A 17,908-nucleotide genomic window follows, 5' to 3' on the forward strand; every position below is an offset into this window, starting at 1 on the left:
TTTCGTTCCTTAAAGTAATGCTCAGGCGACGCCGGCGAGCTTCGACGCTTCGGCCAGGTCGACCTGGACGAGGCGCGACACGCCCGGCTCGCGCATGGTAACGCCGCAGAGCTGGTGCGCGGCTTCCATGGTGGCCTTGTTGTGGCTCACGAAGATGAACTGAACCTTCTCGCTCATCTCGCGGACCATCGCCGAGAAGCGGCCGACGTTGGCCTCGTCGAGCGGCGCGTCCACCTCGTCGAGCAGGCAGAACGGCGCCGGATTGAGGCCGAAGATCGCGAACACGAGCGACACGGCCGTGAGCGCCTTCTCGCCGCCGGAAAGCAGCGTGATGTTGGAAACGCGCTTGCCAGGGGGCCGGGCCATGATGGCGACGCCGGTGTCGAGAAGGTCTTCGCCCGTGAGTTCGAGGTAGGCGTGGCCGCCGCCGAACAGGCGCGGGAAGAGTTCCTGCACGCCGGCGTTGACGCGGTCGAAGGTCTCCTTGAAGCGCTGGCGCGTCTCGCGATCGATCTTCTTGATCGCGCCTTCCAGCGTTTCGAGGGCGCCGGCCAGATCGGTCAGCTGCGCGTCGAGGTATTCCTTGCGCTGCGACTGCTCGGCGTGCTCCTGGATCGCGGCGAGGTTCACGGGCTCCAGGCGGGCGATCTTCTGCGCGAGGTCGACGAGCTGCTGCTGCCAGCGCTCGGGCTCGGCGTCCTCCGCCAGTTCGGCGAGCAACGCCTCGAGTTCGAGGCCGGACGCCTGGATGGCCTGCGCGAGCTGGTCGGCGCGCAACTGCAGCGCCTGCGCCGCGAGGCGTTTCTCGGAGACGTTCTCGCGCACCTTGTTGAGCACCTGCTCGATGCGGTGGCGCTCCTGCTCCAGGCGGCGGAACTCGGCGTCGCAATCCTCCAGCGCACGGCGCGCCTCGACGAGCTGCCGGTCCACCAGCAGGCGCTGGTCGAGGTAGGTCTGGCGTTCGGATTCCAGTTCGGCGATCGGATCGGACCCGGCCGCGAGCTGCTGGTCGATCTCGTCACGGCGAGCCGTGACCTGGCGCAGCTGCGTGTCGAGGCGTCCCATCGCCTGCTCGAGCGACGTCAGCGCCGCGCGCTTCGACTCCATGCCGAGCGCGAGCTGGTGTGCCTGATCGGCGGCTTCGCGCGCGTTGATGCGCGCCTCTTCGCGTGCTTCGAGCAGTTCCCGGCGCTCGTTCTCGAGGCCGCGGCGTTCGTCCTCTCGATCGCCCATCAGGCCGACCGCCTCGTCGAGGCGCGAACGCGCGTCGCGGGCCTGGCCTTCGAGTTCGTCGAGCTGGTCGACGATGGCCGAAATCTCGCCGCCGACCTTCTCGGCGCGCGCGCGTGCCGTTTCCATCTTGCCGCGGTGGCTCTGCAACTGGCCGGCGAGCTCCGACAGACGCCGATGCGCGGCATACAGCTCGCGCTGCGCGTCGTCGCGCTGGCGTTCGGTTTCGAACTTGGTCGTACGCAGCGTTTCGAGCTGCTCGGTGCGCTCCTCGATGGAGGCTTCGAGCGTCTCGATCTGTTCGGCGAGCTGGCGGATCTCGCGCTCGCGGGCGAGCACGCCGACCTGGTTGCCCTGGGCGCGCAGGACGCGAGCCCAGCCCGGACCCATCCACGCGCCATCACGCGTGATCACCGACTGGTGCGCCGCGAGCGAGCCGACGCGCGCGGCGGCCGCCTCGACCGAGTCGGCGACGAACACGTTCGAGAGGAGGTTCACCGCGGATAGCGGACCGCGCACGTGCGCGGCGAGGGTGCCCTCGGGCCCCGGGCCGCCCTTCGCGCCGGCGAAGAGCGCGACGTCGGCCTGACCCAGCGCGTCGAATTCGGCGGTGAGCGCTTCGGGCGCGTCCACGAGCACGCCATCGAGCACGCCGGCGAGCACGGTCTCGACGGCGGACTCGTAGCCCGTGTCCACCTGCAGCGATTCGCCGAGGCGGCGCGACCGGTCGAGGCCCAGCCGGGCGAGCCAGCCGCTCGCGGCCGATTCGTCCTGGCCGAGGGCCGCCGTCTGCAACGCTTCCAGCGAGGCCTGGCGGCCGCGTGCGGTCTGCAGTTGCTGGCGCGCATCGTTCAGCGACGACTGCACCTGGCGCTCGTCGTCGAGCACGCGTTCGTAGGCGACCTTGTGCTGGTCGAGCACGCCGCCGAGCTGCTCCACGCGCTCGCGCTGCGTTTCGTGTTCGGTGTCGAGCTGCTCGGACGCCGCGTCGAGCGCCGCGACGTCGGTCGCGCGCTGCTCGGCTTCGAGGACTTCGCGGCGTTTGGCGAGATCGACGAGCTGACGATCGAGGTAGGCCAGCTTGGTGCGTTCGACTTCCGCGGCACGGCTGGATTCGGACGCGCCGCGGGTATGCGTGTCCCAGCGCTGCTGCCAGTCGGCCAGGCGGGATTCGGTCGCGCGCTGCGCGTCGCCGGTCTCGTCCTGGATCTGCTGCAGCGCCTCGAGTTTCGGCTCACCCTCCGCCAGCGCGAGGCGCAGCGTCTCGATCTGCTCGCGGTCGGTGTCGATGTGCCCCTGCAGTTCCTCGAGCTCGCGTTCCGCGTCGGCGCGGGAGCGGGTCAGGCGTTCGGTGAGGTCGCGGTTGTGCCGCACCTGTTGCTCGACGCGCGCGATCTCGGCGCCGACCTTGTAGACCTCGGCCTGCACCTGGTTCAGATGTTCGCTCGCGCCCTGATGCCGCTCGCGCACGGTTTCCAGCTGCGCCTCGACCTGGCGCTGCCCGGCCAGTTGCTTCTCGATCTCGAGCTCGGCCTCGCGCAGACCGGAACCCTCGCCCTCGTGGCGACGCTGCAGCGAGCGGTACTCGAGCGCGCGCAGTTCGGCTTCGCTGCGGGTATGTTCTTCCTTGAACGCCTTCCAGCGTTCCGCGGCGCGGGCCTGGCGGTTCAGGTGGTCGAGCTGCTTCTCGACCTCGTCGCGCACGTCGCGCACGCGGTCGAGGTTCTCGCGCGTGGACTTGATGCGGCTCTCGGTTTCCTTGCGGCGCTCCTTGTACTTGGAGATGCCGGCGGCCTCCTCGAGGTGCGTGCGCAGGTCTTCCGGCGCCGCCTCGATGATCTGGCTGATCATGCCCTGCTCGATGATCGAGTAGGAACGCGGACCGAGGCCGGTGCCGAGGAAGAGGTCGGTGATGTCGCGGCGGCGGCAGCGGCCGCCGTTGAGGAAATACGCGGACTGCCCGTCGCGGCTGACGACGCGCTTGACCGAGATCTCGGCGAAGCTGGCGTATTCGCCCTGGATGGTGCCGTCCGCGTTGTCGAAGATCAGTTCCACCGCCGCCTGGCCCACCGGCTTGCGCGCGCTGGAGCCGGAGAAGATGACGTCGGTGAGCGAGTCGCCGCGCAGGCGGCTGGCGGCGGATTCACCCATCACCCAGCGGATGGCGTCGATGATGTTCGATTTGCCACAGCCGTTCGGACCGACGACGCCGGTCATGTTGGTGGGCAAATGCAGCGTGGTGGGGTCGACGAACGACTTGAATCCCGCCAGCTTGATCGTGGTCAGACGCATGATGGTTTCCGTTGAGACGCGGCCGTGGGCCCCGTTCGGGAGCCTCCCCCTGGCAGATCGGTCACTTTGCCAAAGGGGTCCGCCCGGCGCAATACGCGAAATGACACGAAGACAGTAGCCTAACCCATTGATTGTAGGAGCGCACCTGGGCGCGACGGCATTCCGCCTCGGTAGGCGAGCCTACGCGCCAGCTCCCGGAGGCCGGCGAAGAGCATTCGCGCCCGGGTGCGCTCCCACGGCAGCACCGGTTATTCCCCGGGCGCCTTCGCCTCGATGGACAGCGCGTGGATGCCGTCGGGCATCATCTCGCCAAGCGCGTCATAGACCATGCGGTGGCGCTGGATCGGGTTCTTCCCCGCGAACGCCGGACTGACGATGCGCGCGAAGAAGTGGCCCTTGCCCTCCCCCGCGTGGCCCGCGTGCTTGTGGCCCTCGTCGATCACGTCCAGCTGGACCGGGGCGAGCGCCGCGGTCAGCAGCCGGCGGATGCGCTCGACCTTCTCGACCGTCACGGCAGCACCGCGAGGAACGGCCGCACGGCGACGTCCCGGTACACGCCCGCGGCGACGTAGGGATCGGCGTCCGCCCAGGTCTTCGCGGCTTCCAGGCTCTCGAACTCGGCGACGATCATGCTGCCCTGGAACCCCGCCTCGCCCGGCGTGGGCGAATCGATGGCCGGAAACGGGCCGGCGAGCTTCAGACGACCCTCGTCCTTCAGCGCGTTGAGGCGCGCCAGGTGCGCGGGACGCGCTTCGAGACGCTTCGCGAGCGTGCCGGGATGATCGAGCGCGACGATGGCGTAGAACATGGGATCAGACCTCGGGGCGCATGGTCGGGAAGAGGAGCACGTCGCGGATCGACGACGACCCGGTGAGGAGCATCACGAGGCGGTCGATGCCCACGCCGAGGCCGCCCGTGGGTGGCAGGCCCACTTCGAGCGCGCGGATGTAGTCGGCATCGAAATGCATGGCCTCGTCGTCGCCGGCGTCCTTCGCGTCCACCTGCGCCTGGAAGCGCGCGGCCTGGTCCTCGGAGTCGTTGAGCTCGGAGAAGCCGTTGGCGAGCTCCTTGCCGTTGATGAACAGCTCGAAGCGGTCGGTGATGCCCTTGTCGGTGTCGTTCTCGCGCGCCAGCGGCGAGACCTCGACCGGGTGATCGATGATGAAGGTCGGCTGGATCAGCGTGTGCTCGACCGTCGCCTCGAAGATCTCCAGGAGCAGCTTGCCCCAGCCGTAGCCGGGCTTGACGTGGATGCCGAGACGGGCGGCGTGCGCGGCCATCGCCTCGCGGTCGCGCAGCTCGGACGCCTTGATCTCGGGGTTGAGCTCGAGCACGGCGTCTTCCATCCGCCAGCGACGGAACGCCGGGCCCAGGTCGACGGTGGCGCCGTCCCATTCGATCTGCGTGCTGCCTACGACATCGGTGGCGGCCGAGCGGATCATGCCCTCCGTGATGTCCATGATCTCGTGGTACGTGGCGTAGGCCTGGTACAGCTCGAGCATCGTGAACTCGGGGTTGTGCCGCGTGGACACGCCCTCGTTGCGGAAATTGCGGTTGATCTCGTAGACGCGGTCGAAGCCGCCGACCACGAGACGCTTGAGGTAGAGCTCGGGCGCCACGCGCAGGAACAGCGGGATGTCGAGCGCGTTGTGGTGCGTGGTGAACGGGCGCGCGGTCGCTCCGCCCGGGATCACGTGCATCATCGGCGTCTCGACTTCCATGAAGCGGCGCGGCTCCGCCTCGAGCCAGCGGCGCACGTGGCTGATGATCTTCGAGCGCAGCGCGAACGTGCGGCGCGATTCCTCGGTGACGATGAGGTCGACGTAGCGCTGGCGGTAACGCTGCTCCACGTCCGCCAGACCATGGTGTTTGTCCGGCAGGCCGCGGAGCGACTTGGTCAGGAGGCGGATGGCCTCGACCTTGACCGACAGCTCGCCGGTCTTCGTGCGCATGAGCACGCCCGTGGCGCCGACGATGTCGCCGAGGTCCCAGCGCTTGAACGCGTCGTAGTCCTCCTCGCCCAGCGTGCCCTGGTGGACGAACAGCTGGATGCGACCCGTGCCGTCCTGCATCTGCACGAAGCTGACCTTGCCCTGCCCGCGCATGAGAATGATGCGGCCCGCGACGGCCACGCGACGCGGCGCGGCCTCGATGGCCTCGGCGGTCCAGGTGTCCTTGTCGGCGAACTCGGCCTGCAGGTCGCCCGCGAAGCTGTCGACCCGGAAGTCGTTCGGATAGGCGATGCCCTGCGCGCGCAGCGCTTTCAGTTTCTCGCGGCGCTCGGCAATGAGACGATTTTCATCGGCGGCAGTCGGGGCTTCGTTCGGCGAAGAGGCGTTGATGGAGGGCTCTTGGGTCATCGGGATGGCGGCTTGGGGATGGGAGATGGGAAGTGGGGGCGCGACTGTCATCGTTGCGCGAGATTTCGTTCCAGCGACTTTCGCAATCCTCTCAAGATTCTTCCGAGTTTGTCACAGCCGGCCATGACAGAAGACTCGTCCGTGAGATCGATGTAGCCCAGGCGGCCTGCTATTTCGACCTGGGTCTGGACTTCGGCGAGCGAACCACGCGCCATTCCGATGAACCGGATGAAATCGCGCGTGGCTCCTCGCGCGTGCCCTTCGGCAAGGTTCGACGGGATCGAGACCGCGGCTCGCCTTAACTGAGAGCACAAGCCGAATCGTTCCGAAGAGGGAAAGCGTTCCGACAATGCGTACACGCGAACCGTCAGTGCCATCGCTTCCTGCCACGCTTCCAGATCCCGGAAACTGACGAACGGCGCGCCCCCGTTTCCCATCTCCCACCTCCTTGTGTGTCCTCGACCAGGCGAAGGCGGCACCGTCCAACGTGCCGCCAACCATCAGGCATCGACGCGCTTGGAGCCGGCTTCGAGGCCGGCCTTCAGGCTGGCTTCGACGAATTCGTCGAGGTCGCCGTCGAGCACCTTCTGGGTATCGGAGCGTTCCACGCCCGTGCGCAGGTCCTTGATGCGCGACTGGTCGAGCACGTAGTTGCGGATCTGGCTGCCCCAGCCGATGTCGGACTTCGACGCTTCCAGCGCGTCCTTCTCGGCATTGCGCTTCTGCAGCTCGAGCTCGTACAGCTTCGCCTTCAGCATCTTCATCGCGCGGTCGCGGTTGGCGTGCTGGCTGCGTTCGGTCTGGCACGCGACGACCGTGTTGGTCGGGATGTGCGTGATGCGCACGGCCGACTCGGTCTTGTTCACGTGCTGGCCGCCCGCGCCGGACGAACGGTAGACGTCCGTCTTGAGGTCGGCCGGGTTGATGTCGATCTCGATGTTGTCGTCGACTTCCGGGGAGACGAACACCGAGGTGAAGCTGGTGTGCCGGCGGTTGTCGGAGTCGAACGGGCTCTTGCGGACCAGGCGGTGCACGCCGATCTCGGTCTTCAGCCAGCCGTAGGCGTAATCGCCCTCGACGCGGAACGTGGCGGACTTGATGCCCGCGACTTCGCCGCCGGAGACCTCCATCAGCTCGGCCTTCCAGCCGCGCGACTCGGCCCAGCGCAGGTACATGCGCAGCAGGATCTCGGCCCAGTCCTGGGCTTCGGTACCGCCGGCGCCGGCCTGGATGTCGACGAACGCGGCCGCCGAATCGAGCTCACCGGAGAACATGCGCTGGAATTCGAGCTTGCCGACGCGGGCGTCGACCTTGTTCAGGTCGTCGACGATCGACTGCACGGTGGCCTCGTCGCCATCGGCGGCCGCCATCTCCAGCAGTTCCTTCGCGTCGTCGAGCGAGGAGGTCATCTCCTCGACGCCCGTCACGATGGTGTCGAGCTGCGCGCGTTCGCGGCCCAGCTCCTGCGCGCGCTTCGGATCGTCCCAGACATTGGGGCTCTCGAGCTCGCGGTTGACTTCCTCTAGCCGTTCTTTCTTGACGGCATAGTCAAAGATACCCCCTAAGCGACTCGACGCGGCCCTTGAGGTCCGCGATCTGCGCAAGGATCGGATTGGTCTCGATCATGGTCGGTTCGCCTGCTGTGCGGCGCGGAGGGCGCCGGCTAAAGAGCGAAATCTTAGCAAAGTCGCCGGTACGCCGCACTGCGCGGCCTCTTGCCGTAGGAGCGCGCCGCGCGCGCGACATCTTCTGAGGCCGTGACCCGGAGCTGGCGCGCCAGCTTGGGTAACGGGGCGAAAAGATGTCGCGCGCAGGGCGCGCTCCTACGCCGGGAGGGCCTCCTGATGAACACCTCGCACCGCCCGCCCCGACGGGTCGGCCGCGGCGGCGAACGCGGGATCCCACGCCAGCGCGGCCGGCGAGGAGCAGGCGATCGACTTGCCGCCCGGGACCGTCGCGGCGCAGGCCTCGCCCGGGAAATGCTTCTCGAAGATCGTCCGGTAGAAGAACGCCTCCTTGGTGGCGGGGGTGTTCAGCGGGAACCGCGAGGCCGCGGCGGCGAATTCCCGGTCGGAAACCATGGCCTCGGCGTGGGCCTTGAGCCCGTCGATCCAGCCGTAGCCGACGCCGTCGCTGAACTGCTCCTTCTGCCGCCAGAGGATCTCGTCGGGCAGCACACCCTCGAACGCCTCGCGGAGGATCCCCTTCTCGATGCCCTTGCGGGACACCAACTTCGCCTCGGCGTCGAACGCCATCGCGGTGTCCAGGAAATCGACGTCCAGGAACGGCACGCGGGCCTCGACGCCCCAGGCCGACATGGATTTGTTGGCGCGCAGGCAGTCGTAGTAATGCAGGGCGTCCAGCTTGCGGATCGTCTCCTCGTGGAACGCCCGGGCCGACGGCGCCTTGTGGAAGTACAGGTAACCGCCGAACACCTCGTCGGAACCCTCGCCGGAGAGCACCATCTTCACGCCCATCGCCTTGATGCGCCGCGCGAGCAGGAACATCGGCGTGGAGGCGCGGATCGTCGTGACGTCGTAGGTCTCGATGTGGCGGATCACTTCCGGCAACGCGTCGAGGCCTTCCTCGAACGTGTAGCGGAACCCGTGGTGCACGGTGCCCAGCGCCTCGGCCGCGACCTCCGCCGCCTTCAGGTCCGGCGAGCCTTCGAGGCCGATCGCGAACGAATGCAGCCGTGGCCACCACGCCTCGTCGCGGTCGTCGTCCTCGATACGCTTGCGCGCGAAGCTCGCGGCCACCGCGGCGACCAGCGAGGAATCCAGCCCGCCGGAAAGCAGCACGCCATACGGGACGTCCGTCATCATCTGCCGGTGGACCGCCGCCTCGAACGCGGCGCGCAATGCGGCCGGCTCGATGGATCTGCCCTGGGTGGCGTCGTAGTCGCGCCATGCCGGCGTCCAGTACGGCACAGCCTCGCCGCGCTCGCTGTCGTAGACGTGGCCCGGCGGGAAGGGTGCGACGTCGGCGCAGACGCCGACCAGCGACTTCATCTCGGAGGCGACGCAGAGGCGCCCTTCGCGATCGTGGCCCCAATACAGCGGACACACGCCGAGCGCGTCGCGCGCGATGAGGTACCGACGCCGCTTCGCGTCCCACAGCGCGAAGGCGAAGATGCCGTTGAGCCGGCCCAGGAATCCCGCGCCTTCCTCGCGATACAGCGCGTTGATCACCTCGCAGTCGGACCCGGTGGTGAAGGCGTAGCCGCTGGCGGCGCGCAGCTCGCGATGGTTGTAGATCTCGCCGTTCACCGCCAGCGCCAGCTCGCCGTCGACCGAGCGCAACGGCTGCGCGCCGCTCGCCGGATCGACGATGGCGAGGCGCTCGTGGACGAGGATCGCGCCCTGGTCGACGTAGACACCGCTCCAGTCGGGCCCGCGGTGGCGCTGGCGTTGCGACAGTTCCATGGCCTGGCGACGCAGGGCGACGAGATCGTCGCCCTGCGTCAGACCGAACATCCCGAAGATCGAACACATGATCGTGGCTCCCGAAGGGTGAAACGCGCAAAGAAAAAGGCCCGCCTGTGAGGGCGGGCCTTTCGTGTATTCCGGTGGTTTCGCTTGCAACCGCCTACACGCCGACCCTCCCGAGGTTCCGGGCATTATTGGTATTGGCGTTATTGGCGGCGATGCGGATCATGGATCGACTAGAACACGATCGGGACCCTCGCGCAAGCAACCGTTAACCGAAGGACGTCTATCATCGCGGGCATGAACACCCTGCTCGCCCTCGCCCTCCTTTCTTCCACGCCGGCCACGCCCGACTGGCTCGCCGGCGACTGGGATCCGTACAGCAACGCCTTTCTCGGCCTGCGCACGCTGAGCATCGGCAAGGACACGCTGAGCTGGAAAGGCTGCGCGAACGCGCGCTTCGAGGTGCTCGCCAGCGACGGCGACAGCGTCACGCTGCGCCTCGCGCCGGGCACCACCTGTTCGCTCGACGACGTCGCGCGGACCCGCATGGATACCGTGCGCCTGACGCTCCGGCCCAACCGTTGCGACCTGGGCGTGTCGATCTACGCGTCCGCCGAGGCCGCGAAGCGCAACGAGCCGTCGGCCGAGGGTCTCTACGGCAAGCCGAAGTGTCCGTCGGGGCCCGCGGCTCACGCGGCGGCCAGCTTCTCCACCACGCCCCGATAAGCCCGGGCGATCGCCTCCTCCCCGGCGTGCGCGAAGTCGCGAACGCGCCACTGCCCGCCGACCATCACGTCGCGCACCAGCGGCGTGTTGCCCGCGAAGAGGAAGCTGTCGATCACGTCGGCTTCGTCGCGTGCCGCCAGCAGCGGCGACGCGTCGTCGAGCACGAGCAGGTCGGCGCGCGCCCCCTCGAGCAGGCGACCGATGTCCGCCCCCGCCGCGCGCGTGCCGCCGTCGAGCGCACGTTGCCATAGCGCGGTACCGACGCTTTCCTCGGGCACGCGGGCCGCGACGTTGCGATGGCGCGTGACGAGGCGCTGCCCGTATTCGAGCCAGCGCAGCTCTTCGACGGGCGATACCGAGATGTGCGAGTCCGATCCGATACCGAAGGTGCCACCTGCGTCGAGGAACGGCGCCAGCGGGAACAGGCCGTCGCCGAGGTTCGCTTCCGTGGTCGGGCAAAGGCCCGCCACCGCCCCGCTCTTCGCCAGCCGGTCCGTCTCGTGCGCGGTCAGGTGCGTGGCATGGACGAGCGTCCAGCGCGCGTCGACGTCCGCGTGGTCGAGCAGCCATTCCACCGGCCGCGCGCCGCGGACCGAGAGGCAGTCCTGCACCTCGCCGATCTGCTCGGCGATGTGGATGTGCACCGGAAGATCCTTCGCGATGCCCGTGGCCAGCAACGCGCGCATCGCCTCCTCGGGCACGGCGCGCAACGAGTGCAGCGCGATGCCGAGGGTGAACATGTCGTCCTGTAACGGCGCCAGCCGCTCCAGCAGCCGGACGAATCCGCCCACGTCATGGCGGAAGCGCTGTTGCCGCTCCGTCAGTGGGCGGCCGTCGAACCCGCCCGTCATGTAGAGCACCGGGAGCAGCGTCAGGCCGATACCCGCCTCCTTCGCGGCCTCGATCAGGGCCAGCGACATCGTCGCGGGATCGGCGTACGGCACGCCGCGCGGGCCATGATGCAGGTAATGGAACTCGCAGACCTGCGTGTAACCCGCCTTGACCATCTCGACGTAGAGCTGCGTGGCGATGGCCTTCAGGTCGTCGGGGTCCACGGCCTCGGCGAAGGCGTACATGGTTTCGCGCCAGGTCCAGAAGCTGTCCTCGCCCGGACCGCGGCGTTCGGCCAGGCCTGCCATCGCCCGCTGGAACGCGTGCGAATGCAGGTTCGGCATGCCCGGAAGCACGAAGCGGCCGATGCGTTCGCCTCGCGTCGCCGTGGCGAAGCGCCCGGCGGTCACCCCGAGCGCGGCTTCCCCGGCCCGCCAGGCACCGTCCTGCCAGAAGAAGTCGGCGTTGAAGGCGGCGTGCGGCATGGGTGCGATCCGTCGATGAATTCGTCGCATGGTACCGCGCATAATCGGGGCATGACCGAATCCCCGAACACGCATCCGCCCAAACTCCTGCTGCGCCAGGCGCGGCCCGTCGACGTTCCCGAGCTGGTCGCCCTTACGGCGCGGGTCTACACGCCCGAATGGGGCCACTCCGCGGAAATGCTGCAGGGCCAGCAGACGCACTTCCCCGAAGGCCAGTTCGTCGTCGAATACGAGGGCCGGATCGTCGGCTTCTGCGCCACCTTCCGCATCGGCGAATCCCTGGCACTGGCTCCGCACACCTGGATGCAGATCACGGGCGGCGGCTTCGCCTCGCGCCACGATCCCAAGGGCGACTGGCTCTACGGCATGGAGGTCGTGGTCCATCCCGACTACCGGGGCATGCGTATCGGGCAGCGGCTCTACCAGGCGCGCAAGCGGCTCTGCACCGATCTGAAGCTCCGCGGCATCGTGTTCGGCGGCCGCATGCCGGGCCTGGCGCGCGCGATCGGCCGCTACGGCAGCGCGGAGGCGTACGCGCAGGCCGTGGTGGACGGCAGCCGCCGCGATCCGACGCTGAGCTTCCAGCTGCGCAACGGCTTCGAGATGGTCGGCCTGCTGCGCGAGTACGTGCCGTCCGACCACGAATCGCTCGGCTACGCGGCGCTGCTGGTCTGGCGCAACCCGCAGCGACACGACCAGCCCGATGTGCCGCGCGTTTCGCAGAGCCACCGGCTGCCGGATTCCGTGCGCGTCGCCTCGGTGCAGTACCAGCAGCGACGCATCGGATCCTTCGACGAATTCGCGAAGCAGGTCGAGTACTTCGTCGACATCGCGGCGGATTACGACGCCGACTTCGTCGCGTTCCCGGAACTGATCACGCTGCAGCTGCTGTCCATCGAGAACGCCGAACTGTCGCCGGTGGACTCCATCCGTCGGCTCTCGGAGTACACGGACGAGGTCAAGGCGCTCTTCCACCGTCTGGCCGTGCACTACAACATCAACATCATCGGCGGCTCGCATCCCACGCGCCAGCCGAACGGCGACATCCACAACGTCTGCTACGTCTGCCTGCGCGACGGATCGATCCACGAGCGCGAGAAGCTGCATCCGACGCCGAGCGAGCGCAACGTCTGGAACATCACGGGCGGCGACGCCGCGGCGACCATCCCCACCGACTGCGGCCCGATCGGCGTGATGATCTGCTACGACTCGGAGTTCCCCGAGGTGGCACGCCACCTCACGGACCAGGGCGCGCTGATCCTCTTCGTACCCTTCTGCACCGACGTGCGCGAAGGCTACCTGCGCGTGCGTTACTGCTCGCAGGCGCGCGCGATCGAGAACCAGTGCTATGTGGTGCTCTCGGGCAACGTGGGCAACCTGCCGGGGGTCAACAATTTCGACATCCAGTACGGGCAGAGCTGCATCCTGACGCCCAGCGACTTCCCCTTCGCGCGCGACGGCATCGCGGCGGATTCCACGCCGAACATCGAAACCGTCCTGTTCGCCGACCTGCGCCTCGAGAACCTCGCCCGCGCGCGCAACTCCGGCGCGGTGCAGAACCTCAAGGACCGTCGCTACGACCTCTACGAGGTGCGCTGGGCGCGCGGCGTCGCCAGCGAAGGCCAGCCATGACGGACGACACGCGCTGGGACCACCTGCTCGTCGACGTGAGCCTGGCGACGATGCGCGACGACGGCGCGCCCTGCGGCGCCATCGAAGGCGCCGCCATCGGCTGGCGTGACGACCGCATCGCCTTCGCCGGGCCGATGTCGGCCCTGCCCGGCGATCCGCATGCGCTCGCGCGTCATGTCGAATCGCTTCCCGGTACATGGGTGACGCCGGGCCTCATCGACTGCCACACGCACCTGGTCTTCGGCGGCGACCGCGCGACGGAGTTCGAGCGGCGCCTGGAGGGCGCCACGTACGAGGAGATCGCCCTCGCGGGCGGCGGCATCGTTTCCAGCGTGCGCGCGACCCGCGCCGCGAACGAGGACGAGCTGCTGCGCCAGTCGCTACCCCGCGCACGCGCGCTGCTGGCCGACGGCGTCACGACGCTGGAGATCAAGTCCGGCTACGGACTCGAGCCAGACGCCGAGCGCCGCATGCTGCGGGTGGCACGGCGGATCGGCGAGGTGCTCGGCGTCGACGTGCGCACCACGTTCCTCGGCCTGCACGCGCTTCCGCCGGAATACGCCGGACGACGCGACGAGTACGTCGCGCTGGTCTGCGACATCATGCTGCCGTCGCTCGCGGACGAGGAACTGGTCGACGCGGTCGACGCCTTCTGCGAAGGCATCGGCTTCACGCACGCCGAGACGCAGCGCCTGTTCGAGAAGGCGACCGCGCTGGGCCTGCCGGTCAAGCTCCACGCGGAGCAGCTGTCCGACCTGGGCGGCGCGGCGCTCGTGGCGCGATACAACGGGCTCTCCGCCGACCACCTCGAATGGACCAGCGAGGACGGCGTGCACGCCATGGCCGCGGCCGGCACCGTGGCGGTGCTGTTACCCGGGGCCTATTACGCGCTGCGCGACACGCGTCCGCCGCCAGTGGGCGCGTTCCGCGACCACGGCGTGGCGATGGCCGTGGCGACGGATCTCAACCCGGGCACCTCGCCGCTGCTGTCGCTGCGCCTGGCGATGAACATGGCCTGCACCCTGTTCCGCCTCACGCCCGAGGAGGCCCTCCGTGGCACGACGGTCAACGCCGCCCGCGCCCTCGGCCTCGACGATCGCGGCGTCCTCGCGCCGGGCAAGCGTGCCGACATCGCGGTGTGGAACGTGAAGCACCTCCCGGAACTCTGCTACTGGATCGGCGGGTCGCTGCTTCGGGACCTCTGGATCGCGGGCGAGCGCGTCGCGACCTGAGTCAAATCCGGCACTTTTTTCAGAAAACTTCCATCGATCCCGTCGGGCTCCGCCGCATAACATGGTCGGACGTCGCCTCTGGCGCCGTCCGACCATGGAACGTCCGCGCAAGGCCATCGCGCGGCCGGAGGAAGATCGTTGAAGGACCCATCGCCGCGCCCCGACCGGCGCCACATCCGCCGCATCCCCGTGGCGATCGCCGGATTCCTGGCGATGACGGTCGCGGCCTGCACGGACGCGGTCGATCACGAGGCCGAGCACGCACGCCGCGCGCGGCAGATGCGCGACGTCAACCGCATGCTCGATGCGATGGAGGGTTTCGGCCAGGTCGCGTCCGCGACGTCGGCGCCGCCGGCGCCCGCGCCCTCCGCCGCCGTCACCACAGCCGCATCCCGGGAGACTCCCGACCACGAACGGGCCCCGCGCTGGCGATGGTCGCCGTGGGCGTTGCTGGCCGGTGGCGGTGGTATCGGAGCGCTCGCCTTCGTTCTCGTTCGTCGTCGGCGACGTCCGGTCGCGTCGCCGGCCCCGAGCATCGCCGCGTTCTTCGTCGACCCAGCCGACGATGCGCCGGAGCAGGCCCCGGGCGAACCGTCCGCGCCGCCGCCGACCGACACGGCCCCGATATCCACGCCGTCACCGACCTGGATTTACCAGCCGTCACGCTACGAAGCGCCCGGCCTGCACATGGTGGCGCCGGCCGTCGATCTGCTCGTCCCGCCGCATGACGACAGACGCTCCGTACCCGAGACGACGTACCCGACGCTGCACACGGCGCTGGCGAACGCGGCGGGCGACGCCGGCCCGTTCCTGGTCGGCGACCCGACGTACCCGCGCCTGAGACTCGCCGACGCGTCATCCGAGGCCTTGCGTGCGTGGCGCGACCTCATCGCCGACCACCTCGACGACAGTGGTGACGACGAGCACCTCGCCCGCTGGCTCGCCCCCGCAATCGACGCCGCGCTCGCCCTCGAACTACCACCACGCGACGCGGCGCGACAGATGACCGACATCGTGGCCGACGTGGCACGCGTAAAGGCGTCGATGGCGGAAACCGATCGCCCGCACGCCGAAGCCCTTCTGGTCCGGCTGCATCTCGCGAACATCGAGCGCCTGAGCGGTGCGACCCGCCTCTTCGCGATCCGTGAACTCGCCGCAGGGCTCGCCGGCGCCGTCGATCCGCTTCTCATCGACGCGCGCATCGACGTACTGCTCGCGTGGGCGTCGTGGTCGCTGGGAGCCGCCGCCAGCGCGCGGCTCGACGAGGCCGACACCGCCTGTGACGCATTGGCCAGCGAGGGCGGCGAAGGCGGCGACCGCGCGCGCCGACGCCGTGGCGAGATCCTGCTCCATCGTGCCGCCCTGTGCCGGACCGATGCGCGCCTGGCGCGACTCGACGAGGCGCAACGCCTGCTCGACGAGGCCTACCGATGCCAGCCCGATGCGGAAACGGCCCTGCTCCTCGCGACCGCCGCGGAGCGACGCGCGGCGCTGCTGCCCGCACCCGCCGCCGAGAACGCGTGCACGCACGCGCTGGTGCACGCCTTCCTCGCCGAGGCATCCCCCGCGTGGCGAAGCGCCGCGCTCGCGCGACGCCGCGCCGTCCAGCGTCTCTACGAAAGCCTTCCCTCCCCCACGGAAACCGATCCGCCATGATGACCGCAAGCTCCACGGGCGATGCCCGCCAACCGTTCTGGACCACCCGCTACGGGATCGCCACGCCCGTCGCCACCGAGACGGCGGCGGCCCGCTCGCTGCAGCTCTACGGCGAGTGGGCCGAACAGGAAACCACGCTGCTCAGCGGCCTCGTCGACGAAGGGCACACCGTGCTCGAATTCGGCGGCGACTACGCCGCACACGCCCTCTGGATGGCGCAGGCGGTGGGACCGGCCGGCCAGGTCCACGTGGCCGAACCGCGCCGCATCCGCTTTCAGCAGACCTGCGCGAACGTCGCGATCAATGGACTGGACAACGTCTTCACCCATCCCGTCTGGCTCGGCAAGGGCAAGGGCCAGGTGTCGCTCGCGTCGATGCTGCCGGGCGCGCGCGCCGGCGACGAGAAAGTCCGCCTGGCCACCGTCGACAGCCTGCGCCTCGACGCCCTGCATCTGCTGAAGGTCAACCAGTCGCACGCGCTGGTCGACCTGCTGGCCGGTGCGGGCGACACGATCCGCACCCACCGTCCGCTGGTCTACGCGCGCCTGACGGGCATCGACGAAGCGCGTGCCGAGGTGGACGCGCTCAAGGCGCTGGGCTACCGCGTCTGGTCGCACGTGCCCTATCTCTTCAACGTCGACAACCACGCCGGCAACGACACCAACGTCTTTCCGGGCATGGTCCAGCAGAACGTCATCGCCGCGCCGGCGGACGGAACGTTCGAATTCGCGGACCGGCTGGAACTCTGAGCAAAAAAAATCCCGCCGAGGCGGGATTTTCTTCACGCGTGGCGAAGGCTCAGGCCTTCTTGCGCGGCGCGGCCTTCTTGGCGGCGGCGGGCTTGGCGGCGGCCGGCTTCGCGACGGCGGCGCCGGAGACGACGTCCACGTGCGGACGGGCCTTGCCATAGCTGGAACGGTAGATCTTGCCGCGACGGGTGCGGCGGTCGCCCTTGCCCATGGGAAACTCCTTGATTCGTAATGATGAAGAGGAACGGCCGGACATCGTATCAGCGGCCGCGTAAAGCGCAAGGGGAGCCCCTCAATGCGCGTGCGGGCCCGCCTTGCCGCAGCCCTCGAGTTCGTCGGGGCACGGGCCCGGATCGAACTGGACCGTGGCGTGATCGACGCGCCAGCGATCGCTGAGCAACGTCTTGATCGCCGTCAGGACGCGCGCCTGATCCGCCTGCTCCGCGCCGGGCGCGAGCTCGGCGTGCAGCGTGGCCATGCGCGAGCCGGCGGTGACCTGCCACACGTGCACGTGGTGGATGTCCACGATGATCGCGTCGACGGCGTGGAGCTCGCGCTGCACGTCCCCGAGATTGACGCCCTCGGGCGTGCCCTCCAGCAGGATGTGGCCCGAGCGACGGACGAGCGACCACGCGCTGCGCAGGATCAGCAGCGACACGAGGATCGAGAGCACCGGGTCGGCCCAGTTCCAGTCGAGCCAGCGCACGGCGAGTGCCGCGAGCACGGCCGCGACCGATCCGAGCAGGTCGCCCAGCACGTGCAGGCTCGCGCCGGCCATGTTCACGTCGTCGGGATCGTGGCCGTGCAGCGTGCGCAGCACCACGACGTTTGCCACGAGGCCGAGCACGGCGACGACGAGCATCACGCCCGAGAGGATCGGCTCCGGATGGAACAGGCGCTGCACCGCCTCGTAGACGATGAAGGCCACCAGCGCGAACTGGGTGAGCGCGTTGACGAAGCCCGCGAGGACTTCGATGCGGCCGTAGCCATAGGTGCGCCGCGAGTCGGCCGGACGCGCGGCGAAACGCGCCCCCAGGAACGCGAGCAGAAGCGCGAGCGCGTCGACCAGCATGTGGCCGGCGTCGGCCAGCAGCGCCAGCGATCCGGACACGATGCCGCCGGCCGCCTCGGCGACCAGCATGAGCAGCGTGAGCACGAAAGCGAACAGCAGCTTGCGCTCGCTACCGCCCTCGACGTGGCTGTGGTCGTGATCGTGGGCGTGCGCGTGCCCGTGCGAATGGGAGTGGTCGTGTGCCATGGGAAGGAAGGCTAGGCGCGAGCGAC

General features: G+C 69.0%; 15 protein-coding genes. 5 read left to right on the forward strand and 10 right to left on the reverse strand.

What is annotated here, in order from left to right; translation table 11 throughout:
• Positions 1-21 precede the first annotated feature (21 nt).
• The 7 genes from smc to asnB all read right to left on the reverse strand — a co-directional run bounded on the left by smc (position 22) and on the right by asnB (position 9,376).
• The gene (gene smc / locus BMY69_RS05095; RefSeq protein WP_090175795.1) at positions 22-3,522 is read right to left on the reverse strand and encodes a chromosome segregation protein SMC; all 3,501 of its coding nucleotides are present in this window, start codon (positions 3,520-3,522) and stop codon (positions 22-24) included.
• A gap of 248 nt (positions 3,523-3,770) precedes the next feature.
• Positions 3,771-4,034, reverse strand: a complete 264-nt coding sequence (locus BMY69_RS05100) for a BolA family protein (RefSeq protein ID WP_090052869.1) — start codon at positions 4,032-4,034, stop codon at positions 3,771-3,773.
• Positions 4,031-4,330 (reverse strand): YciI family protein, encoded by a 300-nt coding sequence (locus tag BMY69_RS05105; RefSeq protein ID WP_090175797.1) that lies wholly within the window; start codon positions 4,328-4,330, stop codon positions 4,031-4,033. Before BMY69_RS05105 ends, BMY69_RS05100 begins: the two co-directional genes overlap by 4 nt.
• A gap of 4 nt (positions 4,331-4,334) precedes the next feature.
• Positions 4,335-5,882, reverse strand: a complete 1,548-nt coding sequence (gene lysS, locus BMY69_RS05110; RefSeq protein ID WP_090176904.1) for a lysine--tRNA ligase — start codon at positions 5,880-5,882, stop codon at positions 4,335-4,337.
• A 47-nt stretch (positions 5,883-5,929) separates the two neighbouring features.
• Positions 5,930-6,319, reverse strand: a complete 390-nt coding sequence (locus BMY69_RS05115; protein WP_090175798.1) for a four helix bundle protein — start codon at positions 6,317-6,319, stop codon at positions 5,930-5,932.
• 63 nt (positions 6,320-6,382) lie between these two features.
• Positions 6,383-7,508, reverse strand: a protein-coding gene (gene prfB / locus BMY69_RS05120) for a peptide chain release factor 2 (RefSeq protein WP_139206020.1) whose coding sequence is annotated in 2 segments (ribosomal slippage) — positions 6,383-7,432 and positions 7,434-7,508 — 1,125 coding nt in all. Because the reading frame shifts where the segments join, the coding sequence is not laid out codon by codon here.
• Between the two features lie 197 nt (positions 7,509-7,705).
• Positions 7,706-9,376: an asparagine synthase B gene (gene asnB / locus BMY69_RS05125; protein WP_090175800.1), complete on the reverse strand. Its 1,671-nt coding sequence runs from the start codon at positions 9,374-9,376 to the stop codon at positions 7,706-7,708.
• 234 nt (positions 9,377-9,610) lie between these two features.
• On the opposite strand from asnB, the gene BMY69_RS05130 reads away from it, so the two are divergent.
• On the forward strand, positions 9,611-10,039 hold the full coding sequence (locus tag BMY69_RS05130) for a hypothetical protein (RefSeq protein WP_090175801.1): 429 nt from the start codon (positions 9,611-9,613) through the stop codon (positions 10,037-10,039).
• Here BMY69_RS05130 and BMY69_RS05135 read toward each other — a convergent pair.
• A complete protein-coding gene (locus tag BMY69_RS05135) occupies positions 10,003-11,355 on the reverse strand; it encodes a formimidoylglutamate deiminase (RefSeq protein ID WP_090175803.1) in 1,353 nt (450 codons plus the stop codon). The genes BMY69_RS05130 and BMY69_RS05135 overlap by 37 nt on opposite strands.
• 51 nt (positions 11,356-11,406) lie before the next feature.
• Here BMY69_RS05135 and BMY69_RS05140 point away from each other — a divergent pair, with 51 nt between their 5' ends.
• From BMY69_RS05140 to BMY69_RS05155, 4 genes are all read left to right on the forward strand, one after another.
• Positions 11,407-12,987: a GNAT family N-acetyltransferase gene (locus tag BMY69_RS05140; protein ID WP_090055631.1), complete on the forward strand. Its 1,581-nt coding sequence runs from the start codon at positions 11,407-11,409 to the stop codon at positions 12,985-12,987.
• Positions 12,984-14,219, forward strand: a complete 1,236-nt coding sequence (gene hutI, locus BMY69_RS05145; RefSeq protein WP_090175804.1) for an imidazolonepropionase — start codon at positions 12,984-12,986, stop codon at positions 14,217-14,219. Before BMY69_RS05140 ends, hutI begins: the two co-directional genes overlap by 4 nt.
• Positions 14,220-14,357: 138 nt before the next feature.
• Entirely contained in the window at positions 14,358-15,875 is a 1,518-nt protein-coding gene (locus BMY69_RS05150) for a hypothetical protein (protein WP_090175806.1), read from the forward strand.
• On the forward strand, positions 15,872-16,624 hold the full coding sequence (locus BMY69_RS05155) for a class I SAM-dependent methyltransferase (RefSeq protein WP_090175807.1): 753 nt from the start codon (positions 15,872-15,874) through the stop codon (positions 16,622-16,624). The genes BMY69_RS05150 and BMY69_RS05155 overlap by 4 nt, the downstream gene beginning before the upstream one ends.
• Before the next feature lie 49 nt (positions 16,625-16,673).
• Here the strand turns inward: BMY69_RS05155 and BMY69_RS19975 are convergent, their stop codons facing one another.
• Both BMY69_RS19975 and BMY69_RS05165 read right to left on the reverse strand, forming a co-directional pair.
• Entirely contained in the window at positions 16,674-16,835 is a 162-nt protein-coding gene (locus BMY69_RS19975) for a 30S ribosomal protein THX (protein ID WP_090052854.1), read from the reverse strand.
• An 81-nt stretch (positions 16,836-16,916) separates the two neighbouring features.
• Positions 16,917-17,882 (reverse strand): cation diffusion facilitator family transporter, encoded by a 966-nt coding sequence (locus BMY69_RS05165; protein ID WP_090175809.1) that lies wholly within the window; start codon positions 17,880-17,882, stop codon positions 16,917-16,919.
• Between the last annotated feature and the right edge of the window lie 26 nt (positions 17,883-17,908).

The organism is Luteibacter sp. UNC138MFCol5.1, assembly GCF_900110505.1.
Lineage (GTDB): Bacteria > Pseudomonadota > Gammaproteobacteria > Xanthomonadales > Rhodanobacteraceae > Luteibacter.

What these genes read in the sequence shown, in the direction of transcription:
- smc (WP_090175795.1), bottom strand. Translation starts at nt 3,522, where the DNA reads ATGCGTCTGACCACGATCAAGCTGGCGGGATTCAAGTCGTTCGTCGAC.
- BMY69_RS05105 (WP_090175797.1), bottom strand. Translation starts at nt 4,330, where the DNA reads ATGTTCTACGCCATCGTCGCGCTCGATCATCCCGGCACGCTCGCGAAG.
- lysS (WP_090176904.1), bottom strand. Translation starts at nt 5,882, where the DNA reads ATGACCCAAGAGCCCTCCATCAACGCCTCTTCGCCGAACGAAGCCCCG.
- BMY69_RS05115 (WP_090175798.1), bottom strand. Translation starts at nt 6,319, where the DNA reads ATGGGAAACGGGGGCGCGCCGTTCGTCAGTTTCCGGGATCTGGAAGCG.
- asnB (WP_090175800.1), bottom strand. Translation starts at nt 9,376, where the DNA reads ATGTGTTCGATCTTCGGGATGTTCGGTCTGACGCAGGGCGACGATCTC.
- BMY69_RS05130 (WP_090175801.1), top strand. Translation starts at nt 9,611, where the DNA reads ATGAACACCCTGCTCGCCCTCGCCCTCCTTTCTTCCACGCCGGCCACG.
- BMY69_RS05135 (WP_090175803.1), bottom strand. Translation starts at nt 11,355, where the DNA reads ATGCCGCACGCCGCCTTCAACGCCGACTTCTTCTGGCAGGACGGTGCC.
- BMY69_RS05140 (WP_090055631.1), top strand. Translation starts at nt 11,407, where the DNA reads ATGACCGAATCCCCGAACACGCATCCGCCCAAACTCCTGCTGCGCCAG.
- hutI (WP_090175804.1), top strand. Translation starts at nt 12,984, where the DNA reads ATGACGGACGACACGCGCTGGGACCACCTGCTCGTCGACGTGAGCCTG.
- BMY69_RS05155 (WP_090175807.1), top strand. Translation starts at nt 15,872, where the DNA reads ATGATGACCGCAAGCTCCACGGGCGATGCCCGCCAACCGTTCTGGACC.
- BMY69_RS19975 (WP_090052854.1), bottom strand. Translation starts at nt 16,835, where the DNA reads ATGGGCAAGGGCGACCGCCGCACCCGTCGCGGCAAGATCTACCGTTCC.
- BMY69_RS05165 (WP_090175809.1), bottom strand. Translation starts at nt 17,882, where the DNA reads ATGGCACACGACCACTCCCATTCGCACGGGCACGCGCACGCCCACGAT.